Source organism: Halolamina sp. CBA1230, assembly GCF_002025255.2.
GTDB lineage: Archaea > Halobacteriota > Halobacteria > Halobacteriales > Haloferacaceae > Halolamina.
Genome location: NZ_CP054587.1, coordinates 1,910,602 through 1,927,423 on the forward strand (window position 1 = coordinate 1,910,602; position 16,822 = coordinate 1,927,423).

A 16,822-nucleotide genomic window follows, 5' to 3' on the forward strand; every position below is an offset into this window, starting at 1 on the left:
GATTCGGGGCGACTGGAGCCGACGCGTTACATGAAGTCCGCGATACCTGACTGTTTGTTCTTGTCGTTCTCGAAAATCGACTCCAGCGACCGCTCCAGCACCTCTAACCGCTGTTTCGTGTAGTCGCGGCAGCCGTACTCCTCGGCCACCTCGACGGCGATGTCCATGTACTTGTTCACCGAGCCGCGGTGGACCGTCAGCGTCATCCGGCCGCCACACTCCCGACAGTCGCCGGTCAGGGGCATCCGGCGGTACTTCTCGCCGCAGTCGAGACAGCGCGTCTCCTGGCGCGAGAACGCCCGGAGGTTCCCGATCAGGTCCGGCAGGAAGTGGTTCTCGATCACCCGCTCGGCCACGTCGGTCTCGTCGACGGCCCGCAGTTTGCGGGAGAGCTCCAGTTGGGCGTCCATCTTCGTCTCCATGTCGCCCAGCGTCTTGTACGCCGAGAGGTCCGGCCCGAGCGCGAGGTCGGTGGTGTCGTGGGTGTGGTCGAACCCGTGGTACTCCTCCTCCGTGTCGAGCGTGTCCTCGCCGATCTGGATCATGTCCTCCACCTCGCCGGGGTCGGCCATTTCCAGCGTCGCCTCGTAGAACTCCGTCGGGTACTGCCGGACGATGTCCATGTTGTGCGCCTCGTCGTCGATCTCGCTGGGGTCGATCCGTGAGGACATCACGAGGGGGGCGTCCATCTTCCCGCCGCGCTGGTCGGGGAGGAACTCCTTCGAGAAGTTCAGGAGGCCGTCAAGGAGGAGCATGACGCAATCTTCGTCGCCGTCACATTGGCGAACTGATATACCGTTTGCAATTAATGAATGCGTGTCTTCCACAGTGAGACAGTACGTGCTCTCGGTGTCGCTTTCGACGTACTCCAGGGAGGATATACCCTCTATCAGATAGTCTTCATCACCTCCATCAGAGGCAAATCCCCGTTGTGGCTTCTGAGAGCGTATCTGCTCCTCCAGGGACTCTTGTTTTCGGGAGAGATGAAACCCTGCCTGCTCGGCAAACGTAACTGCGTCTGTTCCGCTTGCCGAGATGACGTACCCACGAGCAGACTGCTTACCGTCGTTCTCATCGTAAAACTCCGGGAACCTTTGATGCAGGGGAACGGGATCGGTTACTCTTACGCTCGCAGAGATGTCGAGTCGACTCAACAGTGCGATTACGTCCTCTTTCAGACTCTCACTTATCGTACTTGCAGAGACAGTTGTAGAATAACTCGCTGCTGAGCCATCTCCACTGAAGTATCCTTGCAGAAACGCCCCGACGGTCTCGTCCGGTGAGTCGAATATCGGCTGGGGAACCCGCTTGGTTCCGGCGAGCACACCCGCATCGAGCACGGTATCGAAGAACGCCCGCATGAGCCGTCCGGAGACGGTCACTTTCTTGTCGTTCTCACGGTACGGCTCCGCGCCGAACTCCTCGCTGAGCACGTCGACGAAGAACTCACGTGCTTCGTTCTCGGTGCCACAGACCGTCGTCTGATGGATCGTCCCCTTCGGTGTCTCCTGCTCGCGGGCGAATCCTTCCGCAGCGTAGTATCCCAGAAGCGTCGCGACTCGCTCGTTCAGCTCGACGAAACGATCCATCTCTGAAGTGTCTCGCTTCATCCCGAGGCGCACGTCGTCCGGAACACGCGCAAGCACCTCCTCAGTCGAACCGAACACCTCCAGCAGCAGTTCCGCGGGCACACTCTCCCGATAGAGGTAGTTACTGAGCGCTTTCTTCGTCATGCCGAGATAGTCGGCAGTACTCTGGAGCGGGTAGAACGTCCCCTCGCACTCGTCCGCGAGAGCGTCCGTGAACTGATCGTACAGTAGGTCCTTCCCGACTCCTTTCACCATCAGGCGCTCGGTGTCGACACCGTCGCACGCGATGAACTCCTCCAGCAGGTCGAATCGCTCCGTTTCCTCCGGAGAGACGACGTTGAGGTGTTCAGGCTTGACCAAACTGTCCTCCTCGGTCAGTTCGGACGCCTTCTTCGACTGGATCTCCCCGTCGAACACCTGCATCTCGTGATCCGGCGTCACCGTGATCTCCCGCCCGCTCCGGGTTTCGACGTGGACCATGTGCTCCGGCGCGGGGTGTTTGCTCACGGCTTCGACGGGCTTGACGACCTCGTTCCCGTCGGCGTCGATGGAGGGAACGAACACGTCGCCGTCGAGTTCCTGCACGAGCGTGCCGAAGTCGTCCGTCTCGGCAGTCTCCGGATCGAGGCGCTCCTCGACGAGTGCCTGGATCTCCTCGTGGTGCCACGACTCGGTTTCGTCGCGGAACCACACCTTCGTCTCTGGGTGGAAGCAGTTCCGCCGCTTCGCCGCGTGGAAGTACGGATGCGCGTACCCCACGGCCGCGCTCGTGAACCCCACAACCCTGCCCACAACTGCGGCGGAGGTGTGCGGCGCCATCCCGAACACGAGTTCGCCCACGAGGTCCTCCCGTTCCTCCACCTCGTAGAAGGGGTCCAGCCCGTAGAACCGTTCGAGCAGGTCGTCGACGAAGTCCGCCGTGCGCATCATGTGCTCGGCGGCGCCGTCGGGCAGGACGATGTCCTGCACTTTCAGTTCCACCAGTTGGTCGTCGTGCTCCAGCGGGTCGCCGTCGATGTCGGTCTCGTACCCGAGTCGGCGGAACTCCGCGGCGGTGGTGTCCAGCTCCTCGGGCCGGACCGAGGTGACCGGCAGGTCGGTCATGTCGTAGCGCACTGTGCCGTCCTTGAACGCCGAGACGTCGTGTTTCGCCCGGAGCACCCCCTTCTCCATCGGCTCGGGGGTCTCGTTGGCGGACATCAGCCCCTTCACGCCTTTCAGGATCGAGAAGCTCCCCTCACGCTCGCCGACGTTCTCCATGGCGTCGTGATACACCGCGTTCAGGTCGATCTCGCGCTCCTCGGGGCTCTCGACCTCCCACTCACAGCGCGGGCAGATCACGCGCCCCGACTCGTCGGGGTCGACTTCGACGCCGCAGTCGTCGCACTCGAAGTACGGCTCGGTGTGCGCTTCGCACTCCGGACACTGGTTCCGGTAGGTGTGCTCGCCACAGTCCGGACACTCGCGTTCGCCGAGGCTGACCTCGATCCGCCCGCGCCCGGCGTCGGTGCGCTCCTTCGCGGCCTTGGCCACGTCGCGCTGGCTGCCGCCGGCCTCGCCGATGGGGAACATCGTGTGGACCGCCGGCGAGAGGTCGCGGCTCTCCGACTTCTCGGGGCGGCCCATCCGGTTCCCGATTCTGGTGGGGGCACGCTCCCGAACGTCGAAGGGGGCGACCTCGTTCACCGCCTCGATGGCGTTCGTGCCGGGCAGCGGCGGTGCGTCCGCGTCGGCGGACGGCTCGGTAGCGTCGGTGTCGCCGTCGTCTCGGACCGTCATACCCCCATCCGCCGAGGCTGACGGCGGCGACTGTCGGCCGCCGTCGGCGACCGCGTCGTCGTCGGCGCCCCACGTTCGCGCGCGTTCGCTCAGATCCGCGGGGCTCCACTCCCGCTCCAGTTCGGTCGTCACGCCCAGCGAGCGCAGCAGCGGGCGGTACTCGGGGACGTACAGCGTCTCGTCGGTCGAGGTGTGCTCGACGAGCAGGCGCTCCAGCGCGCGCTGGACGTCGTCGCTCCGATCGAGCAGCAGGCCGTCGTCCTCGATCTCACCCGCGGCCGCCGCGGTCGCGAGCGCGTCGTACTCGGCGACGGTCACGTCGTGCCAGAGGTAGGTGTAGTCGGGGTGGAGCGGACAGTCGTAGCGGTCCGCCCAGTCGAGCGCGGTCCGGGGGCCGGGACTGTCGAGGTCGACGTGAGGGTCGTCCCGGAGCGCCTGCACGTCGGCGCCGGCGTCGTCGAACTCCCCCTCCCACCACTCGACGGCGTAGGAGGCGGGCACCAGCGGGTGGTTGTTCTCGACGAACTCGCCGTAGTTCACCAGGTACTCGCCGAGGTCGAGGATCTCGTCGACGCCGTTGCGGACCTCCAGCGCCTCCTCGGGGTCGTCGATCCGGCGCACGTCGCCGTTCGCGAGGCGGACCGTCGGCCCCTCGATGGAGTCGACAGGGACGACGCCGGCGGCTTTCCCCGGGCGTTCGGTTTTGATCTGGGTCCCGGTCGCGAGGAAGTCGTCGACGAGATGCATCGTCGCCGGGTGGACGCCCGCGGTCGCGAACCCGTGGTTCCGGGCGCGGCCGTAGCGCAGTCGGAACCCGCCGGACTCGGAGGGGTGGCCGAACACGGGTCGGCCGGCGATCAGGTCCCGGAGGTACTTGCTCGCCGGGTCGGCCCGGACCGGGCCCTCGTGCGCGTCGGGTTCGTCTTCTGCGTCCTCCTTGTCCCCCTCGTCGGCCTCCTCCGCTTCCTCACCCTCGTCGGCGCCGTCGTAGTAGGTGCCGTCGATGAGGTCCTGGAGCCACGGCCAGTCGACCTCGTCGAGCTGGCGGGTGTAGCGCTGGATCTTCGGCGCCTTCAGGGCGATCCCCTCGGCCATGACGAGACACATCCCCCCACGGGCGGAGTTGGTGTCGACGCGTTCGAGGTCGCGGAAGCCCGAGACCTCCTCGTCGCCGGTGGCCTCGCCGTCCAGCATGATTGGCATATGCTCGGCGATGAACTTCGTCTCCTTGTCCTTCGGCGTGTACTGGAGCCCGGTCTCCTTCTCGTACAGTTGGATCTCCTCGGCGTAGCGCTCGATCTCGTCGTCGCGCGCGTGGAACTCCTCGATGCCGAGCAGCGAACGGGCGTAGTCCGCGACGAGCACCGACAGCGCCTGTGCGGTCCCGCCCGCCGAGCGGATCGGGCCGGCGTAGTAGACGTTGACGAACTCCGTGCCGTCGTCGTTCTGGAGCAACTCCGCACGGTCGATCCCCTCGATCGGCGCGGCGACGACCCCCTCGGTGAGCAGGGCGACCGCAGTTCGGACCGCGCCCTCGATCTTCCCCTCGCGGCTGTCGTAGTCGCCGACGTTGCCGTCGACGAAGTCCTCCACGAGTTCGAGCGCGGCCTCCTCGCGGCTCATCTCCCCTTCGAGTTCGCGGACGCGTTCGGCGACGCCGGGGATGCCGAGGATGTTCTCGACGCGGTCGGCCATGTCCCGCGCGGTCGGGATCTCGATCTCCGTCTTGGGGTCCCGTCCCTGCTCACGGGCGGCCTCGGCGCGCTCGAACGCGTCGTCGAGCTGGTCCTCGAGCCGCTCGAAGTACCGCTCGTCGTCCTCTCTCACCGCTTCTCACCTCGGAGCGTCGGGGTCACAGCCAGAGATCCAGATCGGTCTCCTCGTCGTGTTCCCGCTCCAGCGGTTCCTCGAACGTCCGCATGTACACCTCACCGGCGAACACCGTGGCGGCGTCGAGATGGCCCGCGATCGCCTGCCCGCTCGGCCGCGAGAGCACGGCGTGGGTGTGCGCGAACCGCTCCCCGTCGAGATACGAGACGTTCCCCACGCAGGCTGCCATCTCCAGGGGCTCCTCGAACTCCACGGACTCGTACTCGCCCTCCTGCTGGTCGTAGAACCAGACGACGGCGTCCTGTACCGCCCCCATCGCGTTGAACCAGGCGGCGTCGACGTCCTCCTCGACCGCCAGCGACTCGATCTCCTCGCGCCAGTCGGCGCCGGTCTCGAGCCGTGCGAGGAACTCGCGGTCGGGCGAGAGTTCGCGGTAATCCATACGAGTGTACAGCGGCGACGAGAACAAAAACACTTGGTTGGCCGTGCCTACCGGACCGACGAACGGGAGACGGCGAGGTGGCGTGCCGGAACGCGACGAGGAACCGATGCGTGGAGGACCGGCCGTCGTGGACGGACTGTGGAACCGTTCGGGGGTGGGCGACTTGTGGAACCGTCCGGGGGGAACGTCGTGGCCACCTCGCCGACTCGGTCGCTGCACCCGTCGCAACGCCCTACCCACGGGTAGGAACGCTCCCGGAACTCCCCGATCCGTCTTCAGCGCTGAGAAAAACGGCAGTGCGGCGGTCGGCCGACCGCGCGTTACGCCCACTCCGCGACGACCGGCGCGTCGGCCTCGGCTACGGAGATCCAGGCCTCCTCCCGACCGAGATCCGCGATAACGAACTCGGCGTCGTCCAGCGAGCCCATCACGTCGTCGCCGCCGTGAACCGTGCCCGGTGCCATGGTACACTATCCCACGCACAGAGATATAAAACCGTCGAAACATTGAGTACCGTTCGCATGGGGCGTTCCTACCGGCCAGTGTTACGCTGTTTCGGGATACGGGGTTGCCAGTTCCCCTTCGAAGTGTACGGTTGCCAGTCCCGTGCACACCTTCGGAGTACGCGATTGCTACTACCGCGAATACCTTCGAGTACGCCCCCGCCAACGCCGCGCACACCTTCGCAGAGTACAAGAGGGGCCCAAGAGAAGTGGACCGCATGAAGATAGCCGACGCCATGACGCCCGCGGAAGAGCTCGTGACCGTCTCGCTCCCGGGCTCGCGTGACGACGCTCTCGAGTACCTGCAGGAGCGGGAGTTCTCCTCCGTGCCGGTCGTCCGCGAAACCGACGAGGGCGAGCGCTACCGGGGGCTGGTCTCCCGGGACGACCTGATCGAACACCCCGACGAGGACGACCTCGCGCTGTTGATGCGCGAGGTCCCGACGACGACCGCCGACGCGACGCTGCACGACGTCGCGGCGCTGATGCTCGACGCCGGCACGCGTCGAGTCCCCGTCGTCGAGGTCGACGACGACGACACGCTCGTCGGGATCATCACGATCACGGACGTGATCCGCGCGCTCGCCCGCGAGGAGGTCGGCACCGACGCGGTGGTGGACGACCTCAGTAACGGGACGGTCAACACGACCTACGCCGGCACGCCGCTCCCGGTGGCGGAGCGCGAGATCGGCCTCGCAGACGTGCCCTACACGGTCGTGCTCGACGACGACGCCGAGATGACGGGGATGCTCACCGAGGCCGACATCGTCGCCGTCGCCGAGATCGTCGAGGGCGAGGAGGACGCCGGCGCCTCGATGGCCGGCGACGACGAGGACTGGAAGTGGGAGAGCGTGAAGGCCGTCGGCAACCGCTACGTCCCCACGCGGAACGTCGAGTTCCCCGGCGAGCCGACTTCGGCGTTCATGACCGAGGACGTGGTGACCGTCTCGAAGCGCAAGTCCGCGGTCGAGGCCGCACAGCTCATGATCACCAACGACATCGAGCAGATCCCGGTCGTCAGCGGCGGCGAACTCGCCGGCGTGCTCCGGGACGTCCACCTGCTGGAGGCGATCTGATGTCCCACCACGCCGACGTCACGGAGCTCGCCAAGCGCCGCGGCTTCTTCTTCGCGGCCGCGGAGGCGTACGGCGGCGCCGCCGGCTTCTACACGTTCGGCCCGGAGGGCGCGGCGCTGAAGCGCAACGTCGAAGCCGCCTGGCGCGACCGCTTCGCGCTCAAGGAGGACAACGAGGAGATCGCCGCGCCGACGGTGATGCCCGAACCCGTCTTCGAGGCGTCGGGCCACCTCGACACGTTCGACGACATGCTCGTCGAGTGCCCCGAGTGTGGCGAGTCCCATCGCGCGGACCACCTCGTCGAGGACGCGACCGACCTCGAGGACGCCGAGGCGCTCGGGACCGAGGAGGTCGCGGAGCTCATCGCCGAACACGAGCTCACCTGCCCGGCCTGTGGCGCCGAACTCGGCGGCCAGGAGGTCGAGGAGTTCAACCTCATGTTCGAGACGAGCATCGGCCCCGGCTCGGGCCAGCCCGGCTACCTCCGGCCCGAGACCGCCCAGGGCATCTTCGTGGAGTTCCCGCGGCTGAAGGAGTACGCCCGCGGGAAGCTTCCCTTCGGCGTCACCCAGATCGGCCCGGCGTACCGCAACGAGATCTCGCCCCGCCGCGGCCTGATCCGGGTGCGCGAACTCACCCAGGCCGAACTGGAGCAGTTCGTCGACCCCGAGACCGACGAGCCCGACCTCGAGAAAGTCGAAGACGTCGAACTCCGGCTCTACGCCGCGCCCGAGCAGGCCGAGGACGCGCCGCCCGAGGCGGGGTATCAGGAGCTCACCGTCGCCGAGGCGGTCGAGGAGAACGTCGTCGCTTCCGACTGGGTCGCCTACTACCTCGGCGTCGCCCAGGAGTGGTACGAACGCATCGGCGTCGACACCGACCAGCTCCGGTTCCGCCAGCATCTCCCGGGCGAGCGCGCCCACTACGCCGCGGACTGCTGGGACGCCGAGGCGAAGATCGAGAGCGCCGGCGGCGACTGGATCGAGATCGCCGGCTTCTCGACCCGGAGCGACTACGACCTCTCGAAACACGCCGAAGCCAGCGGCGAGAGCTTCACCGTGTTCAAGCAGTACGACGAGCCGCGCACAGTCGAGCGGTCGACGGTCGACCCGGACATGTCGACGCTCGGCCCCGAGTTCGGCGGCGACGCCGGCGCGGTCGCCGAGGCGCTCGAGGAGCTGGCGGAGCGCGACCCCGACGCGTTCCACGACGACGACGTGGCCGTCGCGGTCGACGGCGAGGAGTACACCGTCGACACCGACGTGGCGAACTTCGAGATCGTCGAGGAGACCGAGGCCGGCGAGCACATCACGCCCCACGTGATCGAACCCTCCTTCGGCGTGGACCGCACGGTGTACACGCTGATCGACCACGGGCTCCAGCGCGACGAGCTCGGCGGCGAGCCGCGTGACTTCCTCTCGCTCGCCCCCGAGATGGCGCCGACGGACGTGGCGGTGTTCCCGCTGGTCAGCAACCACGAACCGCTGCTCGACACCGCGAGCGAGGTCGTCTCGACGCTTCGCTCGGCCGGCTTCGACGCCACCCGGGACGACTCGGGCTCGATCGGCCGGCGCTACCGCCGGCAGGACGAGGTCGGCACGCCGTTCTGTGTCACGGTCGACCGCGACGGGCTGGAGGACGACCCCACGACGGTCACCCTGCGGGACCGCGACACGGGCGCACAGGCCCGCATCCCGGTCGGCGAGCTGGTCGGCCAGCTCGAGGCGCTGCGTGACGGCGATGCCGACTTCGAGGCCCTGCTGAGCCGGTACGAGACCGTCGAGACAGCCGACGAATGAGCGAACTCGGGCGCCGCGGCGTGCACGCGACCGGGGTGGGGATCCCGGCGCTGTACCTGCTGGGCGCGGTCGACTGGCCGGCGGTCCGCCTCCTGCTCGTGGCGCTCTCCGTCGCCGTCTCGGCGCTCGAGTTCGTCCGACTCGTGCTCGACTACGAGTGGCCGCTGTTCGACACGCTCGCCCGCGAGTACGAACGTAATAACGTCGCGGGGTACGCGCTGTACGCCTACTCCCAGACGGCGGTGGCGTTCGTCTTCGCCCCCGCGGTCGCGCTGCCCGGGATGCTGATGCTGATCATCGGCGACCCCGTCTCGGGCTACCTCGGTGACAACGACGCCGGGAGCGCCAAGCAGGCGGGCGTGCTCGGCGTGATGTTCCTCGTCTGCTTCGCGCTCGCGGCGCCGTTTACGACCGCGGTCGCCGTGGTCCCGGTCGGCGTCGCCGCCGCCGCCGCGGGCGCCGCGGGCGCGACGCTCGCCGATGGGCTGACGCCGGTGATCGCCGGCTTCGTGGTCGACGACAACGCCTCCATCCCCCCGGCGGCCGCGCTGGGAATCACGCTCGTGTTCGTCGCCGTTGGTCCGGGGCTGAACGCGGCGCTGGGGTTCTGAGTCGGCCACCACGCCCTTCAATGTCGACCGCGAACACCGCGTCAGCCATGGAGATCGGACTGGTCGAGATCCTGATCGTCGCGATCGTACTGCTCGTGGTGCTGGGGATCCTCTACGCCCTGCTCCAGAGCGAGGGTGAGTCGCTCGAACTCCTGCTCGAGCTGGTCGACTGATCTCCAGTCGAAACGAAGGGGTGTGAGGACCGAGCCCACGGGGAGTTCCCGAGCGACCTTTTTGAACGTTGGGTGGTGTGGCTGTGTTCGGTAGTCGTTCGTCTTTCGGTTTTCGGGTCGGGGAGACCGCGTGTCCAGTCTGACGCGTGTTCACGAGGTCGTTTACCTCCTCGCTTCGCTCGGCGTTTCCCGACCTCACCCCGGCTCGCGGGTCACTTCGTTCCCCGCTCGCGTACGAGACTGTTTGCTTCCTCCCTGCGGTCGGAGTTTCCCAGTCTCGCCCCTGCTCACGGCTCGCTGCGCTCGCCGTTCACGGTTGGAGACGGTTTGCCGCTCGGTCGCTTCGCTCCCTCGCGTTTCCCCGTCTCCCGCCCGAGACTTTTTGCCCGAGAACGCCCCATCCCCGGTAGTGGCAGAGACGACGCGACGGTTCTTCCCGTACGACAGCCCCTACCCAAACCAGGGCGAGGCGATGACCCGCATCGCCGCCGCGCTCGACGACGGCGACGACGTGCTGTTCGAGGGCGCGCCAGGGACGGGTAAGACGCTCTCGGCGCTCGTGCCGGCGATCGAACACGCCCGACAGGAGGACCGCACCGTCGTCATCACGACCAACGTCCACCAGCAGATGCGCCAGTTCGTCGAGGAGGCCCGCGCGATCAACGAGGAGGAGGAGATCCGCGCGGTCGTGTTCAAGGGGAAATCGTCGATGTGTCACATCGGCGTCGACTACCAGGAGTGCCAGACCCTCCGGGACACGACCCGCGAACTCGTCGAGGACCAGGCTGAGAAGCAGGAACTCGAACAGCAGCAGCGCGAACTGCTCGACGCCAGCCGCGAGGGCGACGCCGCCGCGGCCCAGCGCCGCGAGGCGGTGATGGAGGAACTCGACGAAGTCGAGGAACGCATCGAGGACGTCGAGAGCGCCAACATCTGCGAGCACTACCGCAACAACCTGCTCGGCGACAACGAGGCGTTCTACGAGTGGCTCTACGACGACGTCCGGACCCCCGAGGAGATCTACAAGTACGCCGAGCGGGAGAACCTCTGTGGCTACGAACTGCTGAAGGAGGGGATGGAGGCGGTCGATCTGGTGGTCTGTAACTACCACCACCTGCTCGACCCCAACATCCGCGAGCAGTTCTTCCGGTGGCTGGACCGCGAGCCCGAGCGCGTGGTGACGGTGTTCGACGAGGCCCACAACATCGAGTCCGCCGCGCGGGACCACGCCAGCCGGAGCCTCACCGAGAACACGCTCGACGGCGCGCTCGACGAACTCGACGGCCGGGACGACTCCCGTGCCGACGCCGCCGAGAACGTGCTCCGGGCGTTCCGCGACGCGCTGGTCGAGGTGTACGAGGACGGGTTCGCGTTCGGCGAACGCGAGCAGGTCGACGAGAACTGGTCGGACGTGCCCATCGCCAACGACGACGCCCGGGACGACCTCACGCTCGCCTTCCTCCGGAACTACGAGGGCCGCGGGATCGACACCGAGACCGAACTCGCGGTCCAGTTGGGCGAGACCATCGACGAGGAGTACGAGGAGGCGTACAAGAACGGCGAGGCGACCTCCCGCGCCGAGAGTTCCACGCTCGCCGCCGCGCGCTTCCTCGCGACGTGGATGGAGGAGAACGCCCAACTCGGCCAGTATCCCGTGGTCTCGGTCCGCCGGGACGCCGGCACCGAGGAGGTCTACGGCCGCGCCGAACTGTACACCTGCATCCCCCGGCGCGTGACCGAGGCGCTGTTCGACGAGGTGTACGCGAGCGTCCTCATGTCCGCGACCCTGCGCCCGTTCGACGTCGCCGCCGACGTACTGGGACTGGACGACCCCGTGACGATGGCGTACGGGCTGGAGTACCCCGAGGACCGCCGCCGCACGTACACCGCGGGGACGCCCGCGCTGTTCGCGAACGATCGGAGCGACCCCGAGGTCCAGGAGTCGGTCGCGTCGCTCGTCTCCGACGTCGTGGAGTTCACGCCGGGGAACACGCTGCTCTTTTTCCCCTCTTACAGCGAGGCCGAGCGCTACTACGGCCGACTCGGCGGGTCGGGCCAGCCGGTCGGCGACGCGGACGGGGGCGACGCCACGCTCGTGCTCGACGGTCCGGATGTCGACACGGAGGAGCAGCGGGAGCGGTTCGTCGAGGGCGAGAACGCGGCGCTGTTCACCTCGCTGTGGGGGACGCTCGCGGAGGGGGTGAGCTTCGACGGCGACGACGCCCGGACGGTCGCGGTCGTCGGCGTCCCCTACCCGCACGTCGACGACCGGCTGGAGGCCGTTCAGGACGCGTACGACCGCGCCTACGGCGGCCGCGACGACGCGGGCTGGCGCTACGCGGTCGAGATCCCGACGATCCGCAAGACCCGGCAGGCGCTGGGGCGCGTGATCCGCTCGCCGGACGACTTCGGCGTGCGCGTGCTCGCGGACAAGCGCTACACCCGGGCGGACATGGGTCGGTACTCCGTCCGGGACACGTTCCCCGAGGAGGAGCGCGACGAACTCATCGACATGAACCCCGAGAAGCTGAAGTTCGGGCTGCTGAACTTCTACGGCGACCTGGGCGCGTACGACGGCGAGCGGCCGCGGCCCTGATCGCCACGGCCGAAACGTATATCCATTCCCTACGGTATGTCTCAGCTACAGGCGTCAGACGCTGGGCAGACACTCGGATTGGCACCGGTCGAGGTCGGCCGCCTCGACGGCCGATCCGTGCGGTCCTGTCAGTGCGTTCAGCGCCGGCTTTATCAGACTCCTCCGAGTAGTGGGGGGCGCATGGCCACTCAACCCTCCGACCCAGACAGCGTTCGGGAGAACTGTGCGGACTGTGGCGGGGAGACGCTCCACGACGTCCGGGTCGAGATCCGGACCGAGAGCGATCAACAGGAGAACTCGGAGTTCTCCAGGGAGCCGTACCGCGTGGCCGTCTGCCAGACCTGTGAGTCTGAGTCGGCGACGCGGATGAACAACGCCTAACTACCGGCTGAGTGGCCGTCGAGCGGGCGTGGGGGCCCGTCGACGTTGCACGGCCGGTTTGCGTCGGAACGACGCCTCTTTCGTCGTTTTTCTAGGTCGGTAGTGACGACTGAACGGAAGAACGTCGCGAACCCGCTCGCTTCGAGGCGGTTTGCCGCCTCGTTCCACTCGGCGTTTTCCCGGCCGATGCAGACCGCACCACCCGCTCGGCGGTTCGCTCCGCTCACCGCCTCACGTTTCGAGGTGGTTTGCCGCCTCGTTCCACTCGGCGTTTTCCCACCTCGCGCTACCCGAACAGCCCGTCGGTCAACAGTTCGTACCCGTCCTCGGTCACGATCAGGCTGTGCTCGGCCTGCGAGACCAGTCGCCCTTCGTCCTCCTGCAGTACGGGGTAGCCCGTGATCGCCCCGTCGGCTTTCAGCCGGCGCAGCGCCATCGCCGGCCGGGGGCTGTCGAGCCACCGTTGGGCGAACGGGAGGCCGTCGAACTCCGAGGTGATCTGTTCCATCGCCTGTCGCGCGGCGCGGTCACGGACCGAGCGCTCCTCCTGGAGTTCGAAGATCTGCTCGTGGCTCCCCTCGCCGACCTTCCCGCTGCCGTCGGTGGCGAACGGCTCGATGGCGATCACCTGCCCGGCCTGCAGTTCGGCGGAGCGGTCCACGCCGCGGTTCGGGATCGACGGCCCCGTGTGGGCGTCGTAGCGTTCGAGCCCGTGGCCCGAGAGGTTGAGCACCGGCGAGTAGCCGTAGCCGTCGATCACGTCCTCGATCGCCCCCCCGACGACGCCGACCTCGGCGCCGGCTTCGACCTCGTCCAGCGCGGCGTCGAGCGCCTGCTCGGCGGCCTCGACCAGTTCGTCGCTGTCCGAGAAGTCGACGGTGACGGCCGCGTCGGCGATGTAGCCGTCGACGTGGACGCCGATGTCGAGACACACCATGTCGTCCTCGCCGAAGACGGTCTCGTCGTCGGCCTCCGGGGTCGCGTGGGAGGCCTCGTGGTCGATGCTGATGTTGACCGGGAACGCCGGCTCCCCGCCGAGTTCGACGATGCGCTCCTCCGCGGTCTCGGCCACGTCGAGGTGGGTCGTCCCGGGCTCGACCAGCTCCCTCGCCTCCTGCATCACCTCGACGAGGATCTCGCCGGCCTCGTGGTGCTTCTCCACCGCCTCCTCGCGCAGATCGCCGTAGCTCATGGCTGTTCGGTTCGCCTGTGTTGGGGAAAGAGGTTCCGACAACGACGGGCGTGGCGAGGAGCGTTCGTGGGTGAACGCGGCCTACCGCGTCGCGGTGCTCGTCTGCATCCCGTCGGAGTTGAACGCCGCGCCCGTCCCGTTCTCGCCGCAGACGATCACGCCCGCCGAGGAGCCCGTGAGCTCGTCGAACTCCGCGATCGCGTCGGCAGCTGCCGTCTCTGCGTCGGCGCCGGCCTCCAGCTTGTCGACCGCGCGCTGGCTCAGCGTCACCTTCGCGATCTCCTCGCCCGCACCCGTCGCGGAGGCGCCGCCGGCGGGCGTGCAGTAGAACCCCGAGCCCACCTGTGGTACGTCACCCACGCGCCCTGCGAGCGCCCACGAGCGCCCGCCCGTCGAGGTCGCGGCGGCGAACTCCCCGTCCTCGAACGCGACGGCACCGACCGTGTCGTGGCCGCCGAAGCGCTCCTCGAGCCAGTCGAGGTGGGCTTTCGGCCCCGCTTCCGGCGGGCTCTCGTCAGCGTACTCCTCGCGCTTCTCGGGCGTCAGGAGTTCCACGCCGGTCTCGACGCCGAACTCCGCTGCGAGATCGACCGCGTGCTCGCCGCTCACGAAGATGTGGGGAGTCTCCTCCATCACGACCCGCGCGGCGGAGATCGCCTCCTGCACGCCGTCCATGCTCGCGACAGCGCCGGTCTCCCGATCCGAGGTCATCAGGCCGGCGTCGGTCCGGACCCGGCCGTCGGACTGGACCGCACCCCCGTAGCCCGCGTTGAAGCGGTCCGAGGCTTCGAGCACGTTCACCGCCGCCTCGACGGCGTCGACGGGGTCGGACTCGGTCGCGCCCGCTTCCGCGGCGTCGTCGAGCACTGCCTGTCGCGGTTCGGGCTCGTCGGGCTCGCTCCCGGCGCCGCCGTGGACGATGATTCGCATGGCGGGATTGGTGTCGCCGGGGCGCATGAATCCACGGGAACCGGTCGCGGACGCCGGAACGGGGCGTCTCCCTCTGCCACGGAGAACGGCAAGCATTTGGTCCCGCTGTGAGACGTTCCACCCGCTATGAGCTACGAGCACATCGAACCCCCCGAGTCGGGGTCGAAGATCACGCTCGCCGACGAGGAGACCGGCGAGCTCGACGTGCCGAACAACCCCGTTATCCCGTTCATCCACGGAGACGGGATCGGGAAGGAGGTCGGCCCCGCGGCGCAGAAAGTGCTGACCGCCGCCGCCGAGGCGACCGGCCGCGACGTGAACTGGATGCGCGTCTACGCCGGCGAGACCGCCCGCGAGAAGTACGGCGAGAACCTCCCCGACGAGACGGTCGAGGCGATCCGCGAGCACCGCGTCGCGATCAAGGGGCCGCTGACGACGCCCGTCGGGGCGGGCTTCCGCTCGCTGAACGTCGCGCTGCGCCAGACGCTCGACCTGTACGCGAACGTCCGGCCCACCTACTACCTCGACGGCGCGCCGTCGCCGATGAAGAACCCCGAGGCCATGAACATGGTCACGTTCCGGGAGAACACCGAGGACGTGTACGCCGGCATCGAGTGGGAGGCCGGCACCGACGAGGTCGAGCAGGTCCGCGACTTCGTCGAGCAGGAGATGGGGTTCGACGAGACGATCCACGACGGTCCCGTCGGCATCGGCATCAAGCCGATCACCGAGAAGGGCTCGAAGCGCCTCGTCCGCGAGGCGATCGACTACGCCATCGAGAACGACCGCGACAAGGTCACGCTGGTCCACAAGGGGAACATCATGAAGTTCACCGAGGGCCAGTTCGGCGAGTGGGGGATGGAGGTCGCCGAGGAGGAGTACTCCGACGACGAGGTCTTCGCCGCCCCGGACTCGCTCTGGGAGTCGGAGGGTGAGGTCGACATCCCCGAGGACGCCGTCATGGTCGACGAGCGCCTCGCCGACGCGATGCTGCAGTGGATGCAGCTCCGTCCCGAGGAGTACGACGTGCTGGCGATGCCGAACCTCAACGGCGACTACCTCTCCGACGCCGCGGGCGCCCAGATCGGCGGCCTCGGCATCGCGCCGGGGGCCAACTTCGGCGACGGTCGCGTGCTCGCCGAACCGGTCCACGGCTCCTCGCCGAAGAACGCCGGCCAGAACAAGGCGAACCCGACCGCGCTCATCCTCTCCGGCCGCCTGATGTTCGAACACATCGGCTGGGAGGACACCGGCCAGCTGATCCGCGACGCCGTCGAGAAGACCATCTCCGAGGGCGACGTGACGTACGACATCGAGCGCCACCGCGACGACGCCCGGAAGCTCTCGACCGACGAGTACGCCGAGGCGGTCGTGGAGAACATCGAGGAGCTCTCGTAGAGCCAGCTCTCTCCCTCTGCTCTGCGTTCTTTCGCTGCTCGCCCGCCAGTCGCTACTCCGCCCAGTCGGGGTCGGTCCGCGGCGGGGCGAACACGTCGATCCCGACGACGGTCTCGTCGCCCCGGTTCTCCGCGGCGTGGACCTCGTCGCCGAGCAGGGTGTAGGACTCGCCAGCGCCGACGACCATCTCCTCGCCGTTTTCGAGCACGAACGTGAGTTCGCCCTGCGTGATCAGGCCGGCCTGTTCGTGGTGGTGGCTGTGGGAGGGGACCTCGGCGCCGGGTTCGATGCGGAAATGTTGGACGCTCGTTTCGTCGCCGCTGGCGCCGATCGTGAGGTGGACGTCGTCGACGGCTTCGACGAAATCGTCGTCGTTCGGTGTGTAGATGTCCATGTGGGTGTGTGGCGCGGCGAGGCGTATAGTTCCTGAGTTCCCGGCTATTCGTTTGGTGGATCGCTCGGTTCGTTGTTGTGAGCGGAGTCCTGGCGGTTCACGACTGGAACGACGACCGCGACAGCAACA

Annotated in this window: 13 protein-coding genes; 7 read left to right on the forward strand and 6 right to left on the reverse strand. The window is 67.8% G+C overall.

The window, feature by feature from the left end:
- Positions 1-26: 26 nt before the first annotated feature.
- The 3 genes from B4589_RS10120 to B4589_RS10130 form a co-directional block, all read right to left on the reverse strand.
- Positions 27-5,195, reverse strand: a complete 5,169-nt coding sequence (locus tag B4589_RS10120) for an LAGLIDADG family homing endonuclease (protein ID WP_079234155.1) — start codon at positions 5,193-5,195, stop codon at positions 27-29.
- A gap of 25 nt (positions 5,196-5,220) precedes the next feature.
- The gene (locus B4589_RS10125) at positions 5,221-5,640 is read right to left on the reverse strand and encodes a PPC domain-containing DNA-binding protein (protein WP_079234156.1); all 420 of its coding nucleotides are present in this window, start codon (positions 5,638-5,640) and stop codon (positions 5,221-5,223) included.
- A 320-nt stretch (positions 5,641-5,960) separates the two neighbouring features.
- Positions 5,961-6,104, reverse strand: coding sequence for a hypothetical protein (locus B4589_RS10130; protein ID WP_166623263.1), 144 nt, complete (start codon positions 6,102-6,104; stop codon positions 5,961-5,963).
- A gap of 257 nt (positions 6,105-6,361) precedes the next feature.
- On the opposite strand from B4589_RS10130, the gene B4589_RS10135 reads away from it, so the two are divergent.
- The 6 genes from B4589_RS10135 to B4589_RS10155 all read left to right on the forward strand — a co-directional run bounded on the left by B4589_RS10135 (position 6,362) and on the right by B4589_RS10155 (position 12,779).
- A complete protein-coding gene (locus B4589_RS10135; RefSeq protein ID WP_079235214.1) occupies positions 6,362-7,219 on the forward strand; it encodes a CBS domain-containing protein in 858 nt (285 codons plus the stop codon).
- Entirely contained in the window at positions 7,219-9,018 is a 1,800-nt protein-coding gene (glyS, locus tag B4589_RS10140) for a glycine--tRNA ligase (protein WP_079234157.1), read from the forward strand. The genes B4589_RS10135 and glyS overlap by 1 nt, the downstream gene beginning before the upstream one ends.
- A complete protein-coding gene (locus B4589_RS10145) occupies positions 9,015-9,629 on the forward strand; it encodes a dolichol kinase (RefSeq protein WP_079234158.1) in 615 nt (204 codons plus the stop codon). Before glyS ends, B4589_RS10145 begins: the two co-directional genes overlap by 4 nt.
- Before the next feature lie 47 nt (positions 9,630-9,676).
- Positions 9,677-9,802, forward strand: coding sequence for a hypothetical protein (locus B4589_RS18195; protein WP_255246073.1), 126 nt, complete (start codon positions 9,677-9,679; stop codon positions 9,800-9,802).
- A gap of 409 nt (positions 9,803-10,211) precedes the next feature.
- Positions 10,212-12,398 (forward strand): ATP-dependent DNA helicase, encoded by a 2,187-nt coding sequence (locus B4589_RS10150; RefSeq protein ID WP_079234159.1) that lies wholly within the window; start codon positions 10,212-10,214, stop codon positions 12,396-12,398.
- Positions 12,399-12,578: 180 nt separating this feature from the next.
- Positions 12,579-12,779 (forward strand): hypothetical protein, encoded by a 201-nt coding sequence (locus B4589_RS10155; protein WP_079234160.1) that lies wholly within the window; start codon positions 12,579-12,581, stop codon positions 12,777-12,779.
- A 286-nt stretch (positions 12,780-13,065) separates the two neighbouring features.
- On the opposite strand, the gene map is transcribed toward B4589_RS10155, so the two are convergent.
- Together map and B4589_RS10165 are read right to left on the reverse strand one after the other, a co-directional pair.
- Positions 13,066-13,971 (reverse strand): type II methionyl aminopeptidase, encoded by a 906-nt coding sequence (gene map / locus B4589_RS10160; RefSeq protein WP_079234161.1) that lies wholly within the window; start codon positions 13,969-13,971, stop codon positions 13,066-13,068.
- Between the two features lie 81 nt (positions 13,972-14,052).
- Positions 14,053-14,901 carry an isoaspartyl peptidase/L-asparaginase gene (locus B4589_RS10165; protein WP_079234162.1) on the reverse strand — a complete coding sequence of 283 codons (849 nt, stop codon included), beginning with the start codon at positions 14,899-14,901 and terminating at the stop codon, positions 14,053-14,055.
- A gap of 126 nt (positions 14,902-15,027) precedes the next feature.
- Here B4589_RS10165 and icd point away from each other — a divergent pair, with 126 nt between their 5' ends.
- Positions 15,028-16,299: an isocitrate dehydrogenase (NADP(+)) gene (icd, locus tag B4589_RS10170; protein ID WP_079234163.1), complete on the forward strand. Its 1,272-nt coding sequence runs from the start codon at positions 15,028-15,030 to the stop codon at positions 16,297-16,299.
- A gap of 52 nt (positions 16,300-16,351) precedes the next feature.
- On the opposite strand, the gene B4589_RS10175 is transcribed toward icd, so the two are convergent.
- Positions 16,352-16,693 (reverse strand): cupin domain-containing protein, encoded by a 342-nt coding sequence (locus B4589_RS10175; RefSeq protein ID WP_079234164.1) that lies wholly within the window; start codon positions 16,691-16,693, stop codon positions 16,352-16,354.
- Positions 16,694-16,822: the final 129 nt, after the last annotated feature.

What these genes read in the sequence shown, in the direction of transcription:
- B4589_RS10125 (WP_079234156.1), bottom strand. Translation starts at nt 5,640, where the DNA reads ATGGATTACCGCGAACTCTCGCCCGACCGCGAGTTCCTCGCACGGCTC.
- B4589_RS10130 (WP_166623263.1), bottom strand. Translation starts at nt 6,104, where the DNA reads ATGGCACCGGGCACGGTTCACGGCGGCGACGACGTGATGGGCTCGCTG.
- B4589_RS10135 (WP_079235214.1), top strand. Translation starts at nt 6,362, where the DNA reads ATGAAGATAGCCGACGCCATGACGCCCGCGGAAGAGCTCGTGACCGTC.
- glyS (WP_079234157.1), top strand. Translation starts at nt 7,219, where the DNA reads ATGTCCCACCACGCCGACGTCACGGAGCTCGCCAAGCGCCGCGGCTTC.
- B4589_RS10145 (WP_079234158.1), top strand. Translation starts at nt 9,015, where the DNA reads ATGAGCGAACTCGGGCGCCGCGGCGTGCACGCGACCGGGGTGGGGATC.
- B4589_RS18195 (WP_255246073.1), top strand. Translation starts at nt 9,677, where the DNA reads ATGGAGATCGGACTGGTCGAGATCCTGATCGTCGCGATCGTACTGCTC.
- B4589_RS10155 (WP_079234160.1), top strand. Translation starts at nt 12,579, where the DNA reads ATGGCCACTCAACCCTCCGACCCAGACAGCGTTCGGGAGAACTGTGCG.
- map (WP_079234161.1), bottom strand. Translation starts at nt 13,971, where the DNA reads ATGAGCTACGGCGATCTGCGCGAGGAGGCGGTGGAGAAGCACCACGAG.
- B4589_RS10165 (WP_079234162.1), bottom strand. Translation starts at nt 14,901, where the DNA reads ATGCGAATCATCGTCCACGGCGGCGCCGGGAGCGAGCCCGACGAGCCC.
- icd (WP_079234163.1), top strand. Translation starts at nt 15,028, where the DNA reads ATGAGCTACGAGCACATCGAACCCCCCGAGTCGGGGTCGAAGATCACG.
- B4589_RS10175 (WP_079234164.1), bottom strand. Translation starts at nt 16,693, where the DNA reads ATGGACATCTACACACCGAACGACGACGATTTCGTCGAAGCCGTCGAC.